The organism is Spongiibacter tropicus DSM 19543, from assembly GCF_000420325.1.
GTDB lineage: Bacteria > Pseudomonadota > Gammaproteobacteria > Pseudomonadales > Spongiibacteraceae > Spongiibacter > Spongiibacter tropicus.
The window spans coordinates 106,686-131,369 of the sequence record NZ_ATUS01000001.1 but is presented as its reverse complement, the minus strand read 5'-3'; the positions used below and the strand labels follow the sequence as shown (position 1 = coordinate 131,369).

21 protein-coding genes and 1 tRNA gene are annotated in these 24,684 nt (G+C 53.6%); 18 read left to right on the top strand and 4 right to left on the bottom strand.

Annotated elements, in window-relative coordinates:
• The first annotated feature begins 30 nt into the window (after nt 1-30).
• From gcvT to G411_RS0100545, 14 genes are all read left to right on the top strand, one after another.
• The gene (gcvT, locus tag G411_RS0100610) at nt 31-1,149 is read left to right on the top strand and encodes a glycine cleavage system aminomethyltransferase GcvT (RefSeq protein WP_022957227.1); all 1,119 of its coding nucleotides are present in this window, start codon (nt 31-33) and stop codon (nt 1,147-1,149) included.
• A 3-nt stretch (nt 1,150-1,152) separates the two neighbouring features.
• Nucleotides 1,153-2,211, top strand: coding sequence for a beta-N-acetylglucosaminidase domain-containing protein (locus G411_RS0100605; protein WP_022957226.1), 1,059 nt, complete (start codon nt 1,153-1,155; stop codon nt 2,209-2,211).
• A 143-nt stretch (nt 2,212-2,354) separates the two neighbouring features.
• A complete protein-coding gene (fadB, locus tag G411_RS0100600) occupies nt 2,355-4,502 on the top strand; it encodes a fatty acid oxidation complex subunit alpha FadB (protein ID WP_022957225.1) in 2,148 nt (715 codons plus the stop codon).
• Nucleotides 4,503-4,520: 18 nt separating this feature from the next.
• A complete protein-coding gene (fadA, locus tag G411_RS0100595) occupies nt 4,521-5,696 on the top strand; it encodes an acetyl-CoA C-acyltransferase FadA (protein WP_022957224.1) in 1,176 nt (391 codons plus the stop codon).
• 147 nt (nt 5,697-5,843) lie between these two features.
• A tRNA-Leu gene (locus tag G411_RS0100590) sits at nt 5,844-5,928 on the top strand.
• Nucleotides 5,929-5,998: 70 nt separating this feature from the next.
• Entirely contained in the window at nt 5,999-7,327 is a 1,329-nt protein-coding gene (gene tig, locus G411_RS0100585; protein ID WP_022957223.1) for a trigger factor, read from the top strand.
• A gap of 116 nt (nt 7,328-7,443) precedes the next feature.
• On the top strand, nt 7,444-8,073 hold the full coding sequence (clpP, locus tag G411_RS0100580) for an ATP-dependent Clp endopeptidase proteolytic subunit ClpP (protein WP_022957222.1): 630 nt from the start codon (nt 7,444-7,446) through the stop codon (nt 8,071-8,073).
• Between the two features lie 109 nt (nt 8,074-8,182).
• Nucleotides 8,183-9,457 (top strand): ATP-dependent Clp protease ATP-binding subunit ClpX, encoded by a 1,275-nt coding sequence (gene clpX / locus G411_RS0100575; RefSeq protein WP_022957221.1) that lies wholly within the window; start codon nt 8,183-8,185, stop codon nt 9,455-9,457.
• A gap of 157 nt (nt 9,458-9,614) precedes the next feature.
• The gene (gene lon / locus G411_RS0100570; protein ID WP_022957220.1) at nt 9,615-12,041 is read left to right on the top strand and encodes an endopeptidase La; all 2,427 of its coding nucleotides are present in this window, start codon (nt 9,615-9,617) and stop codon (nt 12,039-12,041) included.
• A 251-nt stretch (nt 12,042-12,292) separates the two neighbouring features.
• A complete protein-coding gene (locus G411_RS0100565; protein ID WP_022957219.1) occupies nt 12,293-12,565 on the top strand; it encodes an HU family DNA-binding protein in 273 nt (90 codons plus the stop codon).
• A 112-nt stretch (nt 12,566-12,677) separates the two neighbouring features.
• Nucleotides 12,678-14,558, top strand: a complete 1,881-nt coding sequence (locus G411_RS0100560; protein WP_022957218.1) for a SurA N-terminal domain-containing protein — start codon at nt 12,678-12,680, stop codon at nt 14,556-14,558.
• 78 nt (nt 14,559-14,636) lie between these two features.
• Nucleotides 14,637-15,407 (top strand): 4'-phosphopantetheinyl transferase family protein, encoded by a 771-nt coding sequence (locus tag G411_RS21230; protein ID WP_022957217.1) that lies wholly within the window; start codon nt 14,637-14,639, stop codon nt 15,405-15,407.
• 21 nt (nt 15,408-15,428) lie between these two features.
• Nucleotides 15,429-16,601, top strand: coding sequence for a phosphoglycerate dehydrogenase (locus G411_RS0100550; protein WP_022957216.1), 1,173 nt, complete (start codon nt 15,429-15,431; stop codon nt 16,599-16,601).
• A gap of 13 nt (nt 16,602-16,614) precedes the next feature.
• Nucleotides 16,615-17,157: a DUF1285 domain-containing protein gene (locus G411_RS0100545; protein WP_022957215.1), complete on the top strand. Its 543-nt coding sequence runs from the start codon at nt 16,615-16,617 to the stop codon at nt 17,155-17,157.
• Nucleotides 17,158-17,260: 103 nt separating this feature from the next.
• Here G411_RS0100545 and G411_RS0100540 read toward each other — a convergent pair whose 3' ends face one another.
• Complete coding sequence (locus G411_RS0100540; protein WP_022957214.1) at nt 17,261-18,916, bottom strand: electron transfer flavoprotein-ubiquinone oxidoreductase; 1,656 nt, start codon at nt 18,914-18,916, stop codon at nt 17,261-17,263.
• A 376-nt stretch (nt 18,917-19,292) separates the two neighbouring features.
• Between G411_RS0100540 and G411_RS0100535 the strand changes: the two genes are divergently transcribed.
• The 3 genes from G411_RS0100535 (at nt 19,293) to G411_RS0100525 (ending at nt 21,711) form a co-directional block, all read left to right on the top strand.
• Nucleotides 19,293-20,042, top strand: a complete 750-nt coding sequence (locus tag G411_RS0100535) for an electron transfer flavoprotein subunit beta/FixA family protein (protein ID WP_022957213.1) — start codon at nt 19,293-19,295, stop codon at nt 20,040-20,042.
• On the top strand, nt 20,042-20,971 hold the full coding sequence (locus G411_RS0100530) for an electron transfer flavoprotein subunit alpha/FixB family protein (RefSeq protein WP_022957212.1): 930 nt from the start codon (nt 20,042-20,044) through the stop codon (nt 20,969-20,971). Before G411_RS0100535 ends, G411_RS0100530 begins: the two co-directional genes overlap by 1 nt.
• A 170-nt stretch (nt 20,972-21,141) precedes the next feature.
• Nucleotides 21,142-21,711, top strand: a complete 570-nt coding sequence (locus tag G411_RS0100525) for a YceI family protein (RefSeq protein WP_022957211.1) — start codon at nt 21,142-21,144, stop codon at nt 21,709-21,711.
• A 68-nt stretch (nt 21,712-21,779) separates the two neighbouring features.
• On the opposite strand, the gene G411_RS0100520 is transcribed toward G411_RS0100525, so the two are convergent.
• Together G411_RS0100520 and G411_RS0100515 are read right to left on the bottom strand one after the other, a co-directional pair.
• Nucleotides 21,780-22,265, bottom strand: coding sequence for a DUF934 domain-containing protein (locus G411_RS0100520; protein ID WP_022957210.1), 486 nt, complete (start codon nt 22,263-22,265; stop codon nt 21,780-21,782).
• Complete coding sequence (locus G411_RS0100515; RefSeq protein ID WP_022957209.1) at nt 22,258-23,901, bottom strand: nitrite/sulfite reductase; 1,644 nt, start codon at nt 23,899-23,901, stop codon at nt 22,258-22,260. Before G411_RS0100515 ends, G411_RS0100520 begins: the two co-directional genes overlap by 8 nt.
• A gap of 271 nt (nt 23,902-24,172) precedes the next feature.
• On the opposite strand from G411_RS0100515, the gene G411_RS22310 reads away from it, so the two are divergent.
• Entirely contained in the window at nt 24,173-24,295 is a 123-nt protein-coding gene (locus G411_RS22310) for a hypothetical protein (protein ID WP_022957208.1), read from the top strand.
• Nucleotides 24,296-24,361: 66 nt separating this feature from the next.
• On the opposite strand, the gene G411_RS0100505 is transcribed toward G411_RS22310, so the two are convergent.
• Nucleotides 24,362-24,583: a DUF2970 domain-containing protein gene (locus G411_RS0100505; protein WP_022957207.1), complete on the bottom strand. Its 222-nt coding sequence runs from the start codon at nt 24,581-24,583 to the stop codon at nt 24,362-24,364.
• Nucleotides 24,584-24,684 lie beyond the last annotated feature (101 nt).

Here is a 24,684-nt window from a genome sequence, read left to right as displayed (position 1 = left end):
GACTCAGGCCAATCATCCTGGAGAAAACCATTGAGCGACGCCTCTCTCAAGCGCACTGCGCTGTACAAGCTGCATCTGGAACTCGGTGCCAAGATGGTACCTTTTGCCGGTTACGAGATGCCGGTTCAGTATCCTCTCGGGGTGAAGAAAGAACACCTTCACACGCGCGATGCCGCAGGCCTGTTTGACGTATCACACATGGGACAGATTCGCCTGAGCGGGGACAATATCGCGGCGGCTTTGGAAGCTATCCTGCCGCAAGATGTATTGGGGCTTGCAGAATCTCGCCAGCGCTACGGCATGTTACTGAACGAGCAAGGCGGAATTCTGGACGATTTGATGATGGCCAATCGTGGCGAGGATTTCATGCTGGTCGTCAATGCCGCCTGTAAATATGACGACGCCGCCTGGCTGCGTAAGCACCTGCCGGATTCCATCGAGTTGGAATTGTTGGAGGATCGCGCATTGCTGGCGTTGCAGGGCCCCAAAGCACGCGAGGTGTTGAGCCGTCTTGCGCCCGCTACTGCTGAAATGCGTTTTATGGATACGGCCTATGCGTCTGTCGGCAACAGTGATTGCTGGTTGAGTTGTTCGGGGTACACCGGCGAGGACGGTTTTGAAATTTCGGTGGCCAGTGATCAGGCCGAGGCACTAGCCAGATGCCTGCTTGCGGAGCCCGAAGTGGAGGCGATCGGCTTGGGTGCGCGCGACTCCTTGAGGCTGGAGGCTGGCTTGTGTCTCTACGGCCACGATATGGACAGTCAGCGCAGTCCCGTTGAAGCGAACTTGATGTGGGCGATTCAGAAGTGCCGCCGCCCCGGTGGAGACAGGGCCGGCGGTTACATTGGTTCGGCGGCAGTTGAGGAGCAGTTGAGCAGGGGTGTTCCCCAGCGTCGGGTACTGCTGGATATTGATGGCCGCGCGCCGGTGCGGGAGCACAGTGTCATTGTGAATGGGCAAGGAAAAGCGGTTGGCGAAGTATGCAGCGGCGGCTTTGGGCCTTCTACAGGTGGACCTATCGCGATGGCCTATATTGATGCCGTCGTGCTGGATGGCGGAGACGCGCTGTTTGCCGATGTTCGCGGCAGGCAAATTCCGGTATCGGTGCGCAGTAGCGCCTTTTTCCCACAGCGCTATTACCGCGGCTGAGCGATGAAACGGTGGCCGCTGGGCGTCATTGAGGGTTTTTACGGTCGCCAGTGGCGCTGGGAGCAGCGTCGGGAACTTCCCCGGCTGTTGCGAGACTGGGGGTACAACGCCTATATCTATGCCCCTAAAGGGGATGGTAGTTTGCGCAGTCGCTGGCGTGACGACTTTTCCAAAGAGCATTCGGCAAGGTTGCGGTCCCTCTCAGAGGCTTCCATTCAGGCTGGTATCGACTGGGGGGTGGGGCTGTCGCCAGCGGGTTTGCAGAGCGAATTCGGTGATCAGGATCAGCGTGATCTTCGACGTAAGCTAAAGCAAATTCAATCCCTGAAACCGGCCATACTTTGGATTCTATTTGATGATCTGCCTGCGGGAGTTCCCCAGCTCGCAGCGCGTCAACTGGCAGTCATGGCCGTTGTAAGGGACGCACTGCCGGAGGTTAGGCTGGCCATGTGCCCCAGCTATTACAGCGACGATCCTATTCTGGAAACCCTGTTTGGCCGCTGCCCTGAAGGCTATTTCGAGCAATTAGCCAGCGGCTTGGGCGCTGAGGTCGATTTGCTGTGGACTGGGCCCCAGGTCATTTCAACCGAGTATCGCCGCGAAGATATGCACCGCGCGAGTGAATTGCTGGGGCGCAAGCCGCTGCTTTGGGATAATTACCCGGTGAATGACGGTCGCAAGAGTAGCCGGTTTTTAAATGTCCTGCCGTTCCGTGGGCGACAGCCCTGGTTGAAAGAGGCCTGTAGCGGGCATTTTGTTAACCCAATGAACGCCTATCATCTATCCTTTCTCTCATTGCAGGGTTTGCCTGCGGGCTATGAACAGGGCCTCAGTCCTGATGCGGCGTTTAAGTCCGCCCTGATGACCTTACCCGCTGAGCTTGCTGAGGTGCTGGTGGAATATGCTGATGTCTTTCAGCGTCAAGGCTTGGATGGGATGCCCACAGACTTGAAATCCGTACTGGCTTTGCGTTGTGATGGTATCGATCACCCTGCGGCGGCTGAGTTGGCCGGGTGGCTCAGGGAAGAGTATCGCTTCGATCCCGATTGCCTCACCGAGTAGGGCAATGGGGTTTAACACGGCGGCTTGCCTTGCCTATCGCTTTCGGGTAGTTTTGCACCCGGATGTTTACATGGTAAACATGTTGCTTTAGGCAAATGCCGCCGCCAACATCTCGACTAGAGAACTCGATTAGAGGGAAAACAATGATTTATCAAGGCAAGGCGTTAAGCGCAAGCTTTCTGGAAGATGGCATCGCGGAGCTCTGCTTCGACCTTCAGGGCGACTCCGTCAACAAATTTAACCGGCTGACTTTGGAAGAACTCGGCGAAGCTACTCAGGCTTTGGCCAGTGAGTCAGGCTTGAAAGGGGTGGTCGTTACCAGCGGCAAGCCGGTTTTTATTGTGGGCGCCGATATCACTGAATTCACTGAGCTGTTCACGCTGCCAGACGCCGAGCTGCGCGGTTGGTTGGAACAAGCCAATGCCATTTTTAACGCTTTTGAAGACCTGCCTGTACCGACTGTTGCTGCCATCAATGGCGTTGCGCTGGGCGGTGGTTATGAAATGTGTCTGGCTTGTGATTTCCGCGTGATGTCGTCTGCGGCTGTCGTGGGACTTCCTGAGGTCAAACTGGGCATTAACCCCGGTTTCGGCGGCACTGTGCGCCTGCCTCGTGTCATCGGTTGCGACAATGCCAACCTTTGGGTGGCCACCGGTAACCAGCAAAAGCCAGACGCTGCATTGAAAGACGGCGGCGTCGACGCCGTAGTGGCTCCTGAACTGCTAAAAGATGCATCTGTAGACCTGCTGAAGAAAACCCTGGCAGGCGAGTTTGATTATCAGGCACGTCGCGAAGAAAAAATGTCGCCTGTTAAGCTGAACGATATTGAGCGCATGATGGCCTTTACTACCGGTAAAGCGATGGTGGCACAGCAAGCGGGTAAAAATATGCCTGCACCTGTGACAGCCGTTAAGTCTATGGAGCGCAACGCCACGCTAAGCCGCGATGAAGCGATTGAAGTGGAAATAGAGCATTTCATCAAACTGGCCCGCACGCCCCAGGCTGATGCGTTGGTGGGTCTGTTCCTGAACGAGCAGGGCGTCAGCAAAACTGCCAGAACTATTGCCAAGCAGGGTGGCGATGTTAAACAGGGCGCCGTGTTGGGTGCCGGGATTATGGGCGGCGGTATTGCCTACCAGTCTGCCTATAAAGGCACGCCTATTCTGATGAAAGATATTGCTGAAGCGGGTCTTGAGCTGGGCATGAAAGAGGCTGGCAAACTGTTGTCCAAGCGTGTTGCCCGCGGTCGTATGACCCCGGACAAAATGGCGGCAGTGCTGAGCAGCATTCGTCCGACGCTGAGCTACGACGGTTTTGATAAAGCCGATGTTATCGTAGAGGCTGTGGTTGAGAACCCAAAGGTCAAGCACGCTGTGTTGGCCGAAACGGAGAAACACATCCGCGAGGACGCGGTACTGGCGTCGAACACCTCAACGATCTCCATTACCTATCTGGCCGAAGCACTGGAGCGTCCGGAAAACTTCTGCGGTATGCACTTCTTTAACCCGGTACATGCCATGCCGCTGGTTGAGGTTATCCGCGGAGAAAAGACCAGCGAAACAACCGTTGCGCGCACAGTTAAGTACGCCCTGCAAATGGGTAAGACGCCGATCGTTGTAAACGACTGCCCCGGATTTTTTGTCAACCGCGTGCTGTTCCCGTACTTCGCGGGCTTCGACATGCTGGTGCGCGATGGCGCCGACTTCCGTCACGTAGATAAAGTGATGGAGCGCTTCGGTATGCCTATGGGGCCGGCTTATCTGATGGACGTGGTCGGCATCGACACCGGTTTCCACGCCGCAGAAGTGATGGCAGAAGGCTTCCCGGATCGTATGCGTCATCCTTTTAAAGGTATTTCGCAGATGATGTTTGAAGCGAACCGCTACGGTCAGAAGAACGGCATCGGCTTCTACAAGTACGAGGAAGATAAGCGCGGTAAGCCTAAGAAGACTGAGGACGAAACTGCGCTGTCAATGGCCGCTGAGGCCAAGATGAACAGTGTTGAGCTGAGCGACGACGACATCCTGGCTCGCATGATGATTCCAATGTGCATCGAAACGGTTCGCTGCCTGGATGAGAGCATTGTCGGCAGTGCGGCAGACGCCGATATGGGGCTCATTATGGGTATTGGTTTCCCGGTATTCCGCGGCGGTGCAATGCGCTACATCGATCAGATGGGCGTGAAAGCCTTCGTGGAAATGGCAGATCGCTACGCCGACCTTGGCAAGCTGTATCAGGTTACTGACAGCCTGCGCGAGATGGCGGCCAAAGGCGAATCTTTCTTTAAATAATCGGGCGGAGACAGAACGATGAACTTCAAAGCAACAGATGTAGTAATTGTAGATTGCGCCCGTACTGCCATGGGGCGCTCAAAAAACGGTGTTTTCCGCAACGTGCGTGCGGAAAATATGTCAGCGGCGCTGGTTGATGCGCTGTTGGCGCGCAACCCTAGTGTTGATCCTGCATTGTTTGAAGATGTGATCTGGGGTTGTGTTAACCAGACCAATGAGCAGGGCTGGAACATCGCTCGGATGATGTCGGTAATGACCAAGCTTCCCCACGAAGTCGCAGGCCAGACCGTCAGTCGCCTGTGTGGCTCCTCCATGTCAGCCCTGCACACCGCTGCGGCGTCAATTACCGCTGGTCTCGGTGACACTTTCATGGTGGGTGGTGTTGAGCACATGGGGCATCTGGCGATGAACCACGGTGTTGACCCCAACCCTCAGGCCAGCAAGTACGTAGCGCGTGCCGCGGGTATGATGGGAATGACCGCTGAAGCACTGGGTATGCTGCACGGCATCAGCCGCGAGCAGCAAGATGAGTTCGGTCTGCGGTCTCATCTGCGTGCAGCGGCGGCTCAAGAGCGTGGTGCTTTCGACAAGGAAATTATGGCGATTGAGGGCCATGATGAAGAGGGTCGCAAAGTACTGGTGAAAGCTGACACTACGGTTCGCGGCGACACCACGCTGGAAGGTCTGGCGTCACTGCGTCCTGCTTTTGATCCCAAAAACGGCACAGTCACTGCGGGCACCAGCTCGCAGATCGCTGATGGGGCTTCTGCGATGATAGTGATGTCCGGCCAGCGTGCAATGGACCTCGGTCTGACTCCACGTGCGAAAATTCGCAGCATGGCAGTTGCCGGTGTTGATCCGTCCATCATGGGTTACGGCCCTGTCCCCTCGACTCAGAAAGCACTGAAGCGTGTGGGTATGAGCATGGATGATATCGATACGGTCGAGCTTAACGAGGCGTTTGCGGCCCAGGCGCTGCCTGTGCTGAAAGACCTTGGTCTGCTGGATAAGATGGACGATAAGGTGAATCTCAACGGCGGCGCTATTGCTCTGGGCCACCCCTTCGGCTGTTCCGGTACTCGCATCATTACTACGCTGATTAATGTGATGGAGCAGCAGGATACCAGCATCGGTCTGGCGACCATGTGTATCGGTATGGGACAGGGCATCAGCACCATCATCGAGCGCGTTTAACGTGCTTCCCGGCCTTTCTTCGGAAAGGCCTGTGCGACGGGGCTTTGCTTGATCGTGGGCAGGCCCTGTGGCACAATTTCCCGCCTCGTTCAGCTCGGGCTGGACGAAACTGTTAGTAAGTCGTTAATTATCAACGGCTTAGCGTGTGCGGATGTGGTGAAATTGGTATACACGCCAGATTTAGGTTCTGGTGCCGCGAGGCGTGAGAGTTCGAGTCTCTCCATCCGCACCATTTCATAGAATTCTTAAAACGGGCCGCTCTGAAAGCGGTTCGTGTGTTAGATCGCTTTTGAGGAACTTCCATGCAAGTCTCTGTAGAAACGACGTCAGGTCTTGAGCGTCGCTTAATCGTAGGTGTCCCCTCGTCGCGCGTTGATAGCGCAGTGGACAGCCGCCTCCAGGAAGCGGCTAAGACCGTCAAACTGAATGGTTTCCGTCCAGGTAAAGTACCGATGAGGGTGATCCGTCAGCGTTTCGGCCAGTCTGTGCGTATGGAAGTTCTTGGCCAGGTGATGAATGACTCATTCTACGAAGCGATTCAGCAGCAAGGCCTCAAACCTGCCGGTCGTCCGGAGATAGAGCCCAAAAGCCTGGATGAGGGTAAGGACATTGAGTTTGTCGCTACCTTTGAAGTGTTCCCGGAAATCGAGCTGAAAGATTACAGCAGCATTGAAGTTAAAAAGCCGGTGGCAGAAATTACCACTGCTGATATCGATGAAATGATCGAGAATCTGCGGACACAGCGCGCTTCGTGGGAAGTGGCAGAGCGTGCGGCAGCCGAAGGTGATCAAGTCAATATCGACTTTGTCGGCACCAAAGACGGCGAAGAATTCGAAGGTGGCAAGGCAGAAGGTACCGACCTCGAATTGGGCTCTGGCCGTATGATCCCAGGCTTCGAAGATGGCATCGTGGGCATGACTGTCGGTGAGGAAAAAGTCGTCGCACTGACCTTCCCCGAGGACTATCACAGCGAAGAGCTGAAAGGTGCTGCTGTCGAGTTCAAGATCAAGGTCAACGCGGTTAAAGAGCGCAAACTGCCTGAGCTGGATGATGAATTCTTCAAAGCATTCGGTGTAGAAGAGGGTGGTGAAGAAGCATTTCGTGCTGAAGTTGAAAAAAACATGGCGCGAGAGTTGAAAAATGCCACCAAGAACCGCATTAAAACTCAAGTGATGGATGGCGTATTGGCGGTTCACGGCGATCTGCAAGTGCCGAAGGCCTTGATCTCGCAAGAGATCGATGCGTTGCGCAACCAGCAGATGCAGCAGTTCGGTGCTCTCGCTGAGAAATTGAACCCGGCCGACATCCTGCCAGATGACCTGTTTCGCGACAACGCTGAGCGTCGCGTAAAACTGGGGCTGGTGTTGAATGAGCTGATCAGCTCTGAAGAAATTAAAGCCGATGCCGATAAGGTTCGTGAGACGCTGGAAGAAATGGCCGCCAGCTATGAGGACAAAGAAGAAGTCATCAACTGGTACATGAGTCAGCCTCAGCAGCTTCAGCAGATTGAAGGCATTGTGATTGAAGAGCAAGTAGTTGAGAAACTGCTTGAAAAATCGAAGGTTAGCGAAGAAACTTTAAGCTACAAAGAGGTTATGTCGCCGCCGTCTTCGGAAGACGAAGAAGCTTAATTTCCAAGCTGATCTCGTATTCCTCGTCAAGCGGCTGAACTTCGGTTCCGCCGCTTGATTTTTTTCTGGCATGCCATAACGTAACAGTCAATTCACGCCACTTAAGAGAATTGAGTATGTCCCGCAATTTCGACGGAATCAGCAACAATACCATTAATAACCTCGGCCTGATCCCCATGGTCGTTGAGCAGACCGCCCGTGGCGAGCGCTCTTACGATATTTATTCCCGCCTTTTGAAAGAGCGCGTTATCTTCTGCGTCGGCCCGGTGGAAGATCACATGGCCAACCTGATCGTGGCGCAGATGCTGTTCTTGGAATCTGAGAACCCCGACAAAGATATTCACTTGTATATCAACTCTCCGGGTGGCTCGGTCACTGCAGGACTGTCCATTTACGACACGATGAAGTTTATCAAGCCTGACGTCAGCACGATGTGTATCGGTCAAGCGGCCAGTATGGGGGCATTTTTGCTGAGCGGCGGTACGAAGGGTAAGCGTTATATTCTTCCCAATGCTCGCACGATGATCCATCAGCCCAGTGGCGGCGCTCAGGGGCAGGCTACCGACATCGATATCCATGCACGTGAAATTCTCATTATTCGCGAGCGCTTGAATCAGTTGATGGCTGAGCACACCGGTCAGGACTACGAAACCATCTCTCGCGACACTGAGCGGGATAACTTTATGAATGCCCAGCAGTCATGCGATTACGGTTTGGTTGACCAGGTCATCACTTCGCGTAGCTAAGCCGTAGGGTATGAGAGATCGTACCCGGCGACTTGCAAAACTGGGTAAAAGGGGTCATTTTAATTTACAGAAGTAAATTCGCCCCGAAACATCGACAAGGTGAGTGTTAATGAGTAGTAAAGACGGCGCAGACGACAACGGCAAACTGCTGTATTGCTCATTCTGCGGCAAAAGTCAGCACGAAGTGCGCAAACTCATTGCGGGCCCCTCCGTGTTCATTTGTGACGAATGCGTAGACCTGTGTAACGACATTATCCGCGAGGAAGTGCAGGAAGCCGCTGGCGAGTCCGGTAGCAGCAAACTGCCTTCTCCGCAGGAAATTAATGCGACGCTGGATCAGTATGTTATTGGCCAGTCGCGTGCCAAAAAGGTATTGGCGGTAGCGGTATACAACCACTACAAGCGCCTGCGATATGGCGACAAGAACAAGGATGATGTGGAGCTGGGCAAAAGCAATATTCTGCTTGTGGGCCCCACCGGTAGCGGTAAAACCTTGCTTGCTGAAACGCTCGCGCGCCTGCTCGATGTCCCGTTTACCATTGCTGATGCTACGACGCTGACAGAGGCGGGGTATGTCGGCGAGGATGTCGAGAACATCATTCAGAAACTGCTGCAAAAGTGCGACTACGATGTAGAAAAGGCCCAGATGGGTATTGTCTACATCGATGAGATCGACAAGATTTCGCGTAAATCAGACAATCCGTCAATTACCCGTGACGTCTCGGGTGAGGGTGTGCAGCAGGCGCTGTTGAAGCTGATTGAAGGTACCGTGGCTTCGGTTCCGCCGCAGGGAGGCCGCAAGCATCCCCAGCAGGAGTTTCTGCAGGTGGATACGGCTAATATCCTGTTTATTTGTGGTGGTGCCTTCGCTGGCTTGGACCGGGTGATTCGCGACCGCTCAGAAAAAGGCGGAATCGGCTTTGGTGCTGAGGTCAAAAGCAAAGATGAATCTCGTAACGTGGGTGAAGTCTTGGCTGATGTCGAGCCGGAAGATCTGGTGCGCTACGGCCTGATTCCTGAGTTTGTCGGTCGTTTGCCTGTCATTGCGACACTGGAAGAGCTGGATGCCGATGCGCTCGTCAATATTCTGACTGAGCCGCGCAACGCGCTGACCAAGCAGTACTCTAAATTGTTCGAGATGGAAGGTGTCGAGGTTGATTTCCGTGACGATGGTCTTCGTGCCGTCGCAGAGAAGGCCATGGCGCGTAAGACTGGCGCCCGCGGCCTCCGATCTATTTTGGAGTCGGTGTTGCTGGATACGATGTATGACCTGCCTTCTGTCGACAATGTCAGCAAAGTGGTTATAGATGCTTCCGTGATCAATGGCGAATCGCCGCCGATACTGGTCTACAGTGAGCAGCGCAAAGCCGCTCCTGAAGAGTAAGGCCTGCAAAGCCGCCTATACAGGCGGCTTTTGTCATTTTGTTTACAGTCAAGTCTTGTTTTTCCCCTGGCAAGTCCCCATCTTAGAACCATAGCCGTCCGTAAGCCGTAGAATTTATTGCCTGCGGGCGTTCACAGTATTACTACGAGGCGAGCTAATGGCTGATACACGTGAGACCCTGGAATTGCCGCTGCTTCCCCTTCGGGATGTTGTGGTTTATCCCCATATGGTGATTCCGCTCTTTGTCGGACGCGATAAGTCTATTCGTGCTCTGGAGCTGGCAATGTCCAGCAATAAAGAGATCGTTCTCGCTGCCCAGAAGAACCCCGATGTTGATGAGCCGGGCACCGAAGACCTTTACGACATTGGTACCGTGGCCAATATTCTCCAATTGTTGAAGCTTCCCGATGGCACGGTCAAGGTACTTGTCGAAGGCGATTACCGAGCAGAAATAAACAGCATCACCGCTGAAGAAGAGTATTTTCAGGCGGAAATTGTTGCTTTGCCTGAAGAGAAAATTCCTGCTGAGGAAGCCGAGGTAATGCTTCGCTCTGCGGTGTCGCAGTTTGAAAAGTACATCAATCTCAGTAAGAAAATTCCCGCCGAAGTTCTGACGTCACTCGCTGGTATTGACGAACCAGGACGCCTGGCTGATACCGTTGCAGCGCATATGAGTATGGACCTGGAGCAGAAGCAGGCTGTACTGGAAATGAGCGATGAGCGCGAGCGCTTGGAGCATTTGATGGCGCTGATGGAGTCTGAAATAGACCTGTTTCAGGTCGAAAAGCGGATTCGCGGTCGCGTTAAGAAGCAGATGGAGAAAAGCCAGCGCGAGTACTACCTCAATGAGCAGATGAAAGCGATTCAGCGCGAATTGGGTGAGGGGGAAGATGGCGCCAATGAGCTTGAAGAGCTCGAAAAACGTGTCAGTGACGCCGGCATGAGTAAAGAGGCGCTGGAGAAGGCAAAAGCGGAACTCTCCAAGCTCAAGATGATGTCGCCGATGTCGGCGGAAGCCTCAGTGGTTCGCGGTTACATCGACTGGCTGGTTAATATCCCGTGGCAGAAACGTTCTCGGGTTAAACACGACCTGAAGAAAGCGGAAGAGATCCTCAACAGTGATCATTACGGGCTTGAAGAGGTCAAGGACCGTATTCTTGAGTATCTCGCAGTCCAGAAACGAGTGAAGAAAGTGAAAGGCCCTGTGCTCTGCTTGGTAGGGCCTCCTGGGGTCGGCAAAACGTCACTCGGCGAGTCCATCGCGCGTGCTACGAATCGGAAGTTCGTGCGTATGGCGCTGGGTGGGGTGCGTGACGAAGCTGAAATTCGCGGTCATCGCCGCACGTACATCGGTTCCATGCCGGGCAAAGTCATCCAGAAAATGTCGAAAACCGGCGTTCGTAACCCGTTATTCCTGCTGGATGAAATCGACAAAATGGGGATGGATCACCGTGGCGATCCGGCATCAGCGTTATTGGAGGTGTTGGATCCTGAGCAGAACCACGCTTTCAACGACCACTACCTGGAAGTGGATTACGATTTGTCGGACGTCATGTTCATCTGCACGTCGAATTCGCTCAATATTCCCCCTGCGCTGCTGGACCGTATGGAAGTGATTCGAATCCCCGGTTACACCGAGGATGAGAAAATTAATATTGCACGCCGTTATCTGGTGCCCAAGCAGCTCAAAAATAATGGCCTCAAAGCCAAAGAAGCTGAAATCAATGACGACGCATTGCAGGACATTGTTCGTTATTACACCCGAGAGGCAGGGGTGCGCTCATTGGAGCGAGAGGTTGCCAAAATCTGCCGGAAAATCGTCAAGAATGTCGCGCTCAGTGATGAGTCGACGCCAATCGTGGTGAATGCGGCAAATCTTGAGGATTACCTTGGCGTACGTAAATACACCTTCGGTAAGGCCGAAGAGGAGAACAAGGTTGGCCAGGTCACCGGGCTGGCATGGACGCAGGTGGGGGGTGAGTTGCTGACCATCGAGGCTGTGTCGGTCGTGGGCAAGGGACGGCAGGTGCAGACCGGCTCTCTGGGAGACGTGATGCAGGAGTCTATTCAGGCCGCAATGACCGTCGTTCGTAGTCGCTCCAAGCGCCTTGGTATTCCCGCTAAATATCACGACCGCCACGACATCCATATTCACATGCCGGAAGGTGCGACGCCAAAAGATGGTCCGTCTGCCGGGATAGGCATGTGTACGGCGCTTGTTTCAGTGATAACCGGTATTCCCGTACGCAGCGATGTTGCGATGACGGGGGAAATTACCCTGCGAGGGCAGGTGTTAGCGATTGGCGGCCTGAAGGAAAAATTGTTGGCCGCGCATCGAGGTGGCATCCGTACCGTGCTGATTCCGGCAGAAAATGAGCGCGATTTGAAAGAGATTCCAGAAAATATCAAAGCAGACCTCGATATTCGGCCCGTCAAATGGATTGACGAAGTGCTCAATATTGCGCTCGAAAGCATTCCTCAGGAAATTTCTGAAGAGGAATATCTTGCCGGCCTTGATGACGGTCAAAAAGCTGTTGAGGCATCTCGGGAGAACGCGGAAAACGCTCGCCCTAATGCGCATTGAATAAAAATATGATAAAGCGTTTTTGGCTGAGGTTGGCTATCTATTAACCAGCCTCCAGCCCCCGTGGCAACTGTATTTGGCATATTTGCGATAATGCGTCCGGTGGCGCAGAGTTTCCTTGACCGGCCCCATGGCAGTTGGTATAAAACCCTCTCTCTGAGTCGGCAGCTACCGCGTAATTTATCGATGCGTGTAGGTTGTCACCAGCGTTGCTATACGGTTTTTCATAACAATTTGAAGGGGAAGGATAAGTGAATAAATCTGAGCTAATCGACGCTATTGCTGAGTCCGCAGACCTGTCCAAAGCGTCGGCTGGGCGTGCACTGGACGCCGCCGTCGAAGCGATCACTAATGCACTGAAATCAAACGATTCAGTATCACTGGTTGGCTTCGGAACCTTCAGTGTCAAAGAGCGTGCTGCCCGTACCGGCCGTAACCCTCAGACTGGTGCGCCGATCGAAATCGCTGCTGCGAAGATCCCTAGTTTCAAAGCGGGTAAAGCGCTGAAAGACGCCTGCAACTAAGGGCGAACAGCTTATAGCGTTAGGCAGAGCCGCCACTGAAAAGAGGGTATGCCTCTGTCGAAAGGCGCATCGAAAGATGCGCTTTTTTTATATTTAAACGGGTCCAACGTACATGCTGCAGAACATCAGGGATAACATTCAGGGAACGGCCGCGAAAGTCATCATCGCCATCATTATTGTTCCCTTTGCGCTTTTCGGAATCGACAGCCTTTTTAACACCTCATCCCAGCCGCCAGCGGCAAGCATTAATGGCGAAAAAGTCTCCGAGGCAGAATTGCAGCAGGCGATCGCGATGCAGAAGCGCCGCCTTATTTCTGTAATGGGGCAGCAATTGGATCCGGCCATGCTTGATGATGCCGTGTTACGCAAACCCGCACTGGATACATTGATCAAGCAACAATTGTTACTTCAAGCCGCCGATGAAGCCGGTATTGAGGTTTCCGATCAGCAGCTCAATGCCGTCATTGCGGGTATGCCGCAATTTCAGGAAGATGGCCGCTTTTCTCAAGACCTGTATCAGCAAGTGTTGAGGCTGCAGGGGTACAGCGGCGCTCTGTTCAAGCAAATGTTGCGTGCTGACTTGCGCATTCAGCAGCTCTCGGCATCAGTTGCGTCCTCGGCGTTTGTTACGGACGCTGATGTTGATGATGCCGTGGCCTACCTATACGAAACACGGGGCTTCCACACGGTTACCGTGCCGTTGAGCAAGTATGAAAACCAGGTCACGGTCAGTGAAGACGAGCTGCGTGACTTTTATGATGCCAACAGTGCGCGCTTTCAGAGTCAGCCGAAAGTGAAGCTTTCCTATCTGGAATTGAACGAAGAGCAGTTTTATCAGCCAGTTTCTGAGGAGCAGGTCCAGGCCGAATACGAAAATATGGTGGCCAATCTGAACACTGAGTCAGAGCGAGAGGCTGCGCATATTTTGCTTGAGATAAACGATGAGCAAAGTCGAGAACAAGCGCTCGAAAAACTGAAGGACGCAGAGGCGAAGCTGATGGCGGGGGAGTCCTTCGAGGCATTGGCAAAATCGCTGTCTGAAGACGTAGGCTCTGCTGATGATGGCGGTCGTCTCGGCTTTACCCGCGGGGACAGTTTCCCTCCTGAATTTGAAGAGGCCTTGGCCTCCCTTGAGCCAGGGCAAGTCTCACAGCCTGTGGAAACCGAGGCGGGGTTACATCTGATTAAATTGCTGAGCATCAAAGAAGCTGACACACCAAGCCTCGACTCCATGAGATTGGAGATTACAGAGCGTCTGCGCCGCCAGAAAGCGCAGCCGGAACTGACGGCCGCGGTAGAAACCTTGAGAGATCTGGTTTTCAACGCGGAAGATTTGAGCATGCCAGCAAAGGAACTGGAGCTGGAGGTCAAAGAGACAGATTGGCTGACGGAAGATGCTGACAGCGAACTCTTTAGCCATGAGCGCGTCAAACAGGCGGCCTTTGACGCTGAGTTGCGCGACCAGGCGTTAAACAGCGATGTATTTGAATTGAGCCCAGAACGCTTCTTGGTTATTCATGTCGATGCTTACCAAGCGCCGGAAACTCTGCCTTTTGACGAGGTTAAGTCCGATATCAGTGCGGAGTTGAAGGCTGAGAAAGCTCAGGCGTTGGCCGTTGCCGATGCGCAGGAAATTGAGGCGGCCATGGCGGCAGGCGAGCGAGCGGAAGCCGTCGCCAAGGCGAGGGGGCTGGAATGGCAGGCATCCCAGTCTATCCGCAGAACGGACATTTCTGTTGAACAGGATCTGCGCCGCTTCGTATTCCAAATGCCATTGCCAGAGGAAAGTGGTGTGAGTGCGTCGACGCTACATCGTCAGACGGGTGATTACTTAGTGGTGCAACTGAGAGACCATCAGGCAGGGCAGCGTGCTGCGCTGGACGCAGAGACACTTGCGAGCGTACGTCGCAGCATGAATCAAAATGCTGCCTCACAGGCTTTCGCTAGCTATTTTAATATTTTGTGGAACACCGCAGAAATCAGTATCAACTGAGAGGGGGCGCAGCAGCGCCCTTGATTCTGCTCTTAAGAGAACCGGGTGCGTGATTTTCGGCCCGGCAAGGACATAATAATGACGACAACGCGTGAATTCAGGCGTTTGTCTGCCGGCCAGGTCGATATCTGGTGCTGTGCGACCGATGATCCCCGCATTAAACCCAAGCTACAACATTACATGCAGTGGCTGTCTCCTGATGAGCAGGAGGAATACGAGCAGCGCCAGCATGCCGGCCAGGCCGAGGACTATTTGGCGAGCCGAGCGTTTTTGCGCTGTGTGCTCGCAGAGTATGTTGATATGGCGCCTGAAGCCTTGCAATTCGAGGTTAACCGCTATGGTAAGCCGAGCCTCGCCGAGCATCAGCATAATTTAAGCTTTAATGCTGCTCATACCCACGGATTGACGCTGTGTGCTGTCACCAATGGCGTCGATGTTGGTGTTGATGTCGAGTTTCAGACCGACAGCCAGGGGATGTTGGATGCAGCGGATGATTACCTTTCCGACACCGAAATGGCGGCTCTCAAAGAGATCGAGGTTGAAGGGCGCCTGACCGCCTTTTTCCGCTTCTGGACATTAAAAGAGGCCTATCTCAAGGCGCGTGGTGAGGGGCTGTCTATTCCGCTACACGATTTCTCCGTGCTGTTAGATGGCATGCAGGTTAAGCGCCTGGATGCCGATGATGCAGGGCGCTGGGATTTGCGTCTGTTGGCCCAGGATGACGATTTCACTGCGGCTCTGGTAGTGGCGGGAAAAATTAATAATATCAATGCGTTTCGCTGTATTCCAAAAGTGGAGTGTAAAGAGCTGGCGTCGCTGCAGGAGATTCTGCCCGGCACGGCCCGTTAAGTGAAACGAGAAGGAGGAAGTGTGTACAAAATTCTTACCTTGAACCAGATTTCTGTCAAAGGCCTGGAGCGTCTGCCCAGAGAGCAATACGAGATCGCCAGCGAATTTAGCTCGCCAGATGCCATTTTGCTGCGCAGTCATAAATTGCAGAATGCTGATATTCCCGAATCGGTAAAAGCCATCGCGCGCGCCGGGGCGGGGACCAACAATGTTCCTGTTGCCGAATGTACGCAGCGCGGCATTCCCGTCTTTAACAGCCCGGGTGCCAACGCAAATGCGGTAAAAGAGCTGGTGATTTCCGGCCTCACGCTGGGCTCGCGGGGCATTCTTGAAGGTATTGCCTATGTCGATACGTTGGGCGACATGAAGGATGGTGCTGAGCTTGCCAAGCTGCTTGAAAAGGAAAAGAAGCGCTTCAAAGGTAATGAATTGCAGGGGCGCACGCTAGGTATTGTTGGCCTGGGCGCCATTGGCTCTATGATTGCCCGAGCAGCGCTGGATCTTGGCATGCAGGTGATTGGCTACGATCCTGCGCTGTCCGTCGATGCCGCTTGGCGGCTGCCCAGCGCGGTGCAAAAAATGGAGAATATTGGCAGCCTGTTCGCCAAGGCAGACTTCATCACGCTGCATTTGCCGGTCTTCGATTCAACTCGAGGCATGGTTAACGCCGATCTGCTGGGCAATTGCCGCCCAGGCACCTGTCTGCTCAATTTTGCGCGGGAAGAAATCGTCAATATCGATGCGGTCGTAGAAGCCCTAAACGCCGGGCGCCTGCGTAAATTTATCACCGATTTCCCAACGCCTGAGCTGATTGGTCGCAACGACGTGATTCTCATGCCGCATATTGGTGCCAGCACTGACGAGGCCGAAGAGAACTGCGCCATCATGGCGGCGAATCAATTGGATGACTTTTTGCGTAACGGCAACATCAGCAATTCTGTGAACTTTCCGGCGTTGTACCTGGAGCGCAGTGGCGAGTGTCGACTGGCGGTTGCCAATCACAATGTGCCCAAGATTCTGGGCAGTATTCTCGGCATTCTCTCCGATGCAAACATCAATATCGTTGATATGCTAAACAAGAGCCGCGATGAAATTGCCTACAATCTTATTGATCTCGCCAGTGATGTTGGCGAGGAGTTGCTGGAGCAAATTGCGGCGCTGGAAGGAGTGATCAACGTCCGCTTGATTCGCTGAGCAGGAGGTGGCTATGTCGGCGCTGGACAGCATTGAGAAACTACTGAGTGAGCAGAAGGGACGCCCGCCGCTCGACAAGTGGCATCCGGAACTCAGTGGCGATATCGATATTCGTATCACGGCCGACGGACGATGGTTTCATGAAGGCGGGGAGATCAAGCGTCACGAGTTGGTATGCCTCTTCTCGTCTATTCTTCGCCGTGAGGACGACGGGCAGTATTACCTGGTGACGCCTGTCGAAAAGTGGCGGCTGATTGTCGATGACCTGCCGCTCATCGTCGTTGATACGGAAATCGAAAATCAAGGCACTCTTGAGCAGCGTGTTGCGGTAAAAACCAATGTTGATCGCTGGTATGCGATTGCTGCTGAACACCCATTAATCGTGACCGAAGATGAAACCTCTGGAGAGCCGCAACCCAGCGTCATGACGGAATATGGCTTGGCGGCGAGGGTAAATCGCGCTTCGTTCTATCGTCTGGTGGAGATGGCGGAACAAGAAGATGGGAAGCTGATTTTGGCTTCCTCAGGCAGTAACTTTGAGTTGGGGAGCTGCTGATCGATTCTCGCTGTTGCCAGTCATGGCGATGGGTGGCTGAAGCATTGATGTGTCATCAATAGTCGTGCAAAAAAAAGGGCAGCGTAAGCTGCCCTTTTGGGTTTTACATGTTGGGGTAATTGGGGCCGCCCAGGCCCTCAGGCGTTACCCAGACAATGTTCTGAGCCGGATCCTTGATGTCACAGGTTTTGCAGTGAACGCAGTTCTGGCCGTTGATCTGGAAGCGCGCTGTGCCGCTCTCATCCTCAACTACCTCGTAAACACCGGCCGGGCAGTAGCGCTGAGCAGGCTCGGCGTATTTCGGCAGGTTTTCGCGAATTGGCAGCTCTGGGTCTTTCAGGGTCAAATGACAGGGCTGATCTTCCTCGTGGTTGGTATTCGACAGGAACACCGAGCTGAGGCGGTCAAAACTGATTTTGTTGTCAGGTTTCGGGTACTCGATTTTCTTGCAGCTGTCAGCGGGTTTCATCTGCGCGTAGTCCGCATGATCATCGCGCATTGTCCACGGGAGTTTGCCGTTGAAGATATTGATGTCAACGAAGGCGTACGCCGAGCCGATGAAGTTGCCCCATTTGTGTTGCGCAGGACCAAAGTTACGCTGCGCGTAGAGTTCGTCATACAGCCAGGAGTTTTCGAAGGCGGTGGTGTACTCGGTCAGCTCTTCGCCGGATTTACTGTCGGCCGTCAAGGCCTTGTGAACCACTTCCGCAGCGATCATGCCCGATTTCATTGCAGTGTGGCTGCCTTTAATCTTGGCGAAATTCAGTGTGCCGGCGTCACAGCCGATCAGCAGGCCGCCTGGGAAGGTCATTTTGGGCAGAGACTGAAGACCGCCTTTGGAGATGGCCCGAGCGCCGTATGAAACACGCTCGCCCCCTTCAAGGTACTGTTTGATAACGGGGTGTTGCTTGAAGCGTTGGAACTCTTCGAAGGGCGACAACCAGGGGTTGTCATAGCACAGATCGGTGATCAGGCCGATAGAAATTTGGTTGTCTTCGATGTGGTAGAGGAAGCTACCACCAAAGGCACCATTTTCTGAAAGCGGCCAGCCAGTGGCGTGAATAACTTTGCCTTCTTCGTGTTTGGCTGGATCGATTTTCCACAGTTCTTTGATCCCAATGCCATAGTGTTGGGGATCTTTGCCCGCACTCAGGTCGAATTTCTCAATCAGCCGCTTACCCAAGTGGCCGCGGCAACCTTCCGAGAACAGAGTATATTTGGCGTGCAGCTCCATGCCGGGCATGTAGCTGTCTTTCTGGCTTCCGTCGGCAGCAATACCCATGTCGCCGGTCACAATACCCTTAACGCTGCCATCTTCGTTATAAAGTACATCAGAAGCGGCAAAGCCGGGGTAGATTTCTGCTCCCATGCCTTCTGCTTGCTCTGCCAGCCAGCGGCAGAGGTTGCCGAGACTGATGACGTAGTTGCCTTCATTGTGCATGGTCTTGGGGACGGCGAAACCGGGTACTTTGGTCGCCTTTTCCGCACTGGTCATATAGTAGATGTCGTCGCCAGTGACCGCAGTGTTCAACGGTGCACCCATCTCTTTCCAGTTGGGAAACAGCTCGTTCAGAGCTGTGGGCTCGAAGACCGCGCCTGAAAGGATGTGGGCGCCGACTTCGGAGCCTTTTTCTACTACACACACGCTGATGTCTTGGCCGGTGCTTTCGCTCAGTTGGCGAATTTTACAGGCCGCAGCCAGACCCGCAGGACCAGCGCCGACGATCAGGACGTCAAACTCCATCGATTCGCGTTCCACAGTCTCTCTCCTTTAATACCAAGTTCAGCGCAGCCCTTATAGTCTGAGCCTTTGGGCGCCGTCAAAAGGCGAAATTATAGGGGGATGTGCTTGGAAAGGCTACAAGTGTGCACTGGCTTTGCGTGTATAGAGGAGGGCAGAGTCCGGCGCTGTTCGCTGTTCTTGCCGTTTTTTGGGTTATAAAAGCATCAAATTCAATGTCGTTAATTCTCATTATTCAGGCGGTGAATAGGCCGGTTTGGTTGACCTCGCGGGGCAATGGCGTCAATATAACGGCGCTTTTTATAAGGGGCTTCGTCTGGACGGATCGATTTTTCAATCCGCAGCGTAAGGACGTTAGCTATTTCCATTCATTTACGCGTTTACTGGGGAATCCATGAAGGTTCTTGTTGCTGTCAAACGAGTCGTTGACTACAACGTCAAAGTGCGTCCCAAGTCGGATGGTACTGGCGTTGATCTGAATAATGTCAAAATGGCGATCAATCCATTCTGTGAAATCGCTGTTGAAGAAGCTGTGCGCCTGAAAGAGAAAGGCGTCGCTACTGAAATCGTCGCTGTATCGATCGGTCCCAAAGTGGCCCAAGAGCAAATTCGTACTGCGTTGGCGCTGGGTGCTGACCGCGGCATTTTGGTCGAAACCGATGAAGACGTTCAGCCTCTGGGCATTGCCAAAGTACTGAAGGCGGTTGTTGATAAAGAGCAGCCTCAGCTGGTGATCATGGGCAAGCAGGCCATTGACGGTGACAACAACCAGACTGGTCAGATGCTGGCCGCGTTGGCTGGTATGGGTCAGGGGACATTCGCTTCAGAAGTTGCGGTTGATGGCGACAGCGTTGCAGTCACTCGCGAAATTGATGGCGGTCTGCAGACAGTGAAACTGAAGCTGCCCGCAGTGGTGACTACAGACTTGCGTCTGAACGAACCCCGTTATGCTTCACTGCCGAATATCATGAAAGCCAAGAAAAAGCCGCTGGATACTCTGACTCCTGACGAGCTGGGCATCGATGTAACGCCACGTGTTAAAACACTGAAAGTTGAGCCGCCGGCAGAGCGTCAGGCAGGCATCAAGGTGGCCGACGTTGCTGAACTGGTTGAAAAACTGAAAAACGAGGCGAAGGTAATCTAATGAGCATTCTTGTTATTGCAGAACACGATAACGCCTCTATCAATGGGGCAACCCTGAACACCGTGACAGCGGCAAAAGCGATCGGCGGTGATATCGCCGTATTGGTTGCCGGTGAAGGCTGTGGTGCTGTAGCGGAAGCTGCAGCGAAAATCGACGGCGTGAGCAAGGTTCTGGTGGCTGATAATGCTGCCTACGGTCATCAACTGGCTGAGAACGTTGCGCTGTTGGTTGCCGAGCTGGGCAAGGACTACGGTTACATCCTGGCTCCTGCGACCAGCAATGGTAAGAACACGCTGCCGCGTGCAGCAGCTCTGCTGGATGTTGCACAAATCTCTGAGATTATCGCTGTAGAAAGCGCTGACACGTTCAAGCGTCCCATCTACGCGGGTAACGTTATCGCAACGGTGCAGTCTTCTGATCCGATCAAGGTGATCACTGTACGTGCAACCGCTTTTGATGCCGCCGCAGCTGAAGGTGGTTCTGCGGCTGTTGAAGCCGTAGCCAGTGCCCAAGACGCAGCGATTTCCAGCTTCGATAAAGAAGAGCTGGCTAAGAGCGATCGTCCTGACCTGACCGCTGCCGACATCGTTGTCTCTGGCGGACGCGGTATGCAGAACGGTGATAACTTCAGCATGCTGTACTCGCTGGCTGACAAGCTGGGTGCCGCAGTGGGTGCTTCTCGTGCCGCTGTTGACGCAGGCTTCGTACCTAACGATATGCAAGTCGGTCAAACCGGCAAGATCGTTGCTCCCGGGCTGTATATTGCCGTGGGCATTTCCGGTGCCATCCAGCACCTTGCAGGCATGAAAGACTCTAAAGTCATTGTCGCCATCAACAAAGACGAAGATGCTCCCATCTTCCAGGTTGCCGACTACGGTCTGGTTGCCGATTTGTTTGATGCACTGCCTGAGCTGGAAAGCGCGATTTAAGCAGCTGTATCGCATTACGCTTTGAGCGTATGAGAAGCCCGGTCATTTGGCCGGGCTTTTTTATGCGCACGACATCTGCAAAGAGCAGCCATTCTTTGTAAGATGGTCGGTAATTTTTTGGGATTATATTGTCCAACAATGCGAGTTCATCAAGAAAGGAGTGTGTGGTAATGAAAAAGCTCTTCTGTGCGGCAGCGCTGGCTTTGGCTGCCAGTGGCTTGAATGCCCTGGAAATGGATAGCAGTCGCTCGACACTGAACATCACCAGTGTCAAGAATGACCGTTTTGCAGAATTGTTTACCTTTGAAAAGGTGGCTGGCAGTATCGATGACGCGAGTGGTAAAGCAACGATAGAGATTGCTCTGGACAGCATTAACAGCGGGATCGAAATCCGTGATGAGCGCATGCGCAAATACCTGTTCGATACCGCGCAGTATAAAACGGCGAATTTCGTAGCTGATGTCGATCTCGAGTCGGTGAGCGCGCTGAAAGCGGGTGAGCAACAGGCAGTAGAGTTAAAAGGGGAGTTGACCTTGAATGGGAATACCGTCCCCATGGTATTTCAGACGCAGGTGACGCGATTGAGCGGCGGTGAGTTGAGCGTCGCGACGGTCACTCCTGGTTTTATTGATGTGACTCGACACAAGTTGGCACCCGGTATCGGCAAGCTGCGCAGTCTCGCCGGTTTGAATAACATTTCTCTGGCTGTGCCCGTGACTTTTTCGGTGATTTTTAAATAACTCGCGAATGTCACCAAAGACAAAAAAGCCCGCTTTTAGCGGGCTTTTTTGTGGGGATCGAGCTGCTGTCAGGCGCGTCTGCGAAATAGCGGTCGCGGTTGATCGATAGACGGCTGATAGCTTTCGGTAAAATCATTGAAGCTGGCCAATGCGGCTTCCAGTTCTTCGCTGGGCAGCGCGTAACTGCTGAAGCCACAGCGTTGCATGTAGAAAAGCTGGTCTCGCATAAAGTCGCCAATGGCGCGAATTTCGCCCTGATAGTGACGCTGTTCCCGGAGCTCGCGTGCATAACTGAAGCCCCGGCCATCCATGAATTTGGGGAAATCGACGGCAATAAAGGCCGCTTTTTCCAGGTCGTCATCGCTCAGGGCTTTCGGAGACTCGTCGCTGGCGAGAAACAGTGCTACAGGCCCTTTGGCCAGCAGGGCATCACGCTGTGCCTGCCAGAGGGCGAGCGGAACAATAACATGGGCACTGTCCGGCAGAGAGTCGCTGTCGCGCCACACTTGCCAGTTGTCCTCGACGATCTGGCCCTGCTTAATGATATTAGGCATATACACGCTCCTTGAAGGGCTCCAGGCCAATGCGATTGAAAGTGTCGAGAAAGTCCTCGTCGGGCTGGCGACGCTCTACGTAGCAGTTCAGAATTTTCTCGATAACGTCGGGAATATCTTCCTGTGCAAAAGATGGCCCCAGAATTTTACCCAGTGACGCGTTTAACCCTTGGCTACCGCCGAGGGAAACCTGATAAAACTCTTGCCCTTTCTTATCAACACCGAGAATGCCAATGTTGCCGATATGGTGATGGCCGCAGGCATTCATACAGCCTGAAATATTCAGTTCGATCTCGCCAAGATCATAGAGGTAATCCAGATCGTCGAAGCGACGCTGAATCGCTTCTGCAATCGGAATAGATTTCGCGTTGGCTAGCGAGCAAAAATCCCCGCCTGGGCAGCAGATAATATCGTTCATCGTGCCCACAGTCGGGCTGGCCAGCTCTAGGCTCTCCAGCCGCTGCCACAGAGAGAAAAGCTGCTTCTGCTGTACATCTGGCAACACCATATTTTGCTGATGAGTGCTTCGCGCCTCGCCGAAGCCATATTCTTCAGCCAGATTCGCAACGGCCTCGAATTGTTCTGCAGTAATGTCACCAGGCGCTACGCCGGTGGTTTTCAGTGACAGGGTAACGATCGCGTAGCCGTCTTGCTTATGCGCGTGTACGTTGTGCGCAAGCCAACGGGCAAACGCCGGGCTCTCAAGAGCGACAGCCTGAAGATCCTCATTCTGCAGCGCTAGGTAATCGGGTGCTGTGAAAAACGACTTGGCGCGCGCGACTTCTTCCTCCGGCAGGCTCAGCTGACCGTCCTTGATGAAGGCCCATTCTTCTTCTACTTTCGCCTTGAAGGCATCAGCGCCCATGGCGCGAACAAGAATCTTGATTCGCGCTTTGAACTTGTTGTCCCGGCGCCCGAGTTGGTTGTAGACCCGGACGATGGCTTCCAGGTATGTCAGCAGGTGCTGTGGGGGGAGGGCGTCATGAATCACGCTGCCAATCACCGGGGTGCGACCCAAGCCGCCGCCCACGATCACTTTGAATGCGGTGTTGCCCTCGGGATCCTTAACAATTTGCAGGCCGATATCGTGCACCATCACCGCTGCACGGTCCTGTTCGGAACCACACACGGCAATTTTGAATTTGCGGGGAAGGAAGGCAAACTCGGGGTGGAACGTTGACCACTGGCGAATGATTTCACACCAGGGGCGCGCATCTTCCACCTCGTCTGCAGCGACGCCTGAGAACTGGTCAGCAGTCACGTTGCGAATACAGTTGCCGCTGGTCTGAATGGCGTGCATATCGACCTCGAGTAGCTCTTCGAGAATGCCGGGAACTTCTTCGAGTTTTGGCCAGTTCAGCTGAATATTCTGCCGCGTGCTGATGTGCGCGTAGCCTTTGTCGTAATGGCGGCAAATATGCGCCAGTTTGCGCAACTGTTGGCTGTTGAGTGTGCCGTAGGGAACCGCGATGCGCAGCATGGGGGCCAGGCGTTGAACGTAAAGGCCGTTTTGGAGGCGCAGCGGCAGAAACTGCTCATCGCTGATTTTTCCTGCCAGATAGCGTTCGGTTTGGTCCCGGTATTGGGCGACACGCTGGCTGACAATTTGCCGGTCGTACTGGTCGTAGGCGTACATAAAGCGTTGAAATCTCTCGCGTTAAATCGGTCTTGTAGGGCTCGGAAGCCCGGCGATACCGGCGGAGAACTCTGCCGGAGGGCTTAATAGCAATCTGGCGCGAATCTTAAAATGTTATCGGTTATATCGCTAATGCTTTTTGCGGATAAGGCTTATACGTCTGGCCGATTATCATTTAGGGGATTTCGTTATCCAGAAACTTGTTATAATGCGCCGTCTTTGTCTGCCGGAATAATCCGGTATTTTATTCCGATAATCTTTTGAGGTTGCTATGTCTGACAACAATCAAGAAGCGCGTGAGGACAGTTTTGCTGATGCTTGCGCCGCCGTTGCGATCCTGACCATTGTGGTCGGTACTGTGGTTTACTGGCTTCACGGTATGCCTGGCTATTAAGAGCCGGTGACGGTTGCAATAAAAAAGGCTGCCTCGGCAGCCTTTTTTATTGCTCGAGAAATGGGGTCAGCCAGCGCTTTTCAGCACCATCTGCACCACACTGAAGACGACCACGATAAACACCATCACGAAGCCCACGGCCGCAATCACGTAATTGCGAAAGCGGCCGTGCTGAAAATCGCGCTCACGGTTGCGGCTGCTCTGCACACCAAATGCTGCAGAAATTACACTGCCAACAACCTGCAGCGGGCCGGGTTTTTTCTCGTCTTTTTTGTCGGGGTCTGTCATTTCATGTCCTTAACCAGTCAGCCCATCTTACCGTTTACATAATAGCCTTGCCGAGTCCGCCAAGGCTAAGTGCTTTTCCCGCATAGCCTTAGCGGACTTTC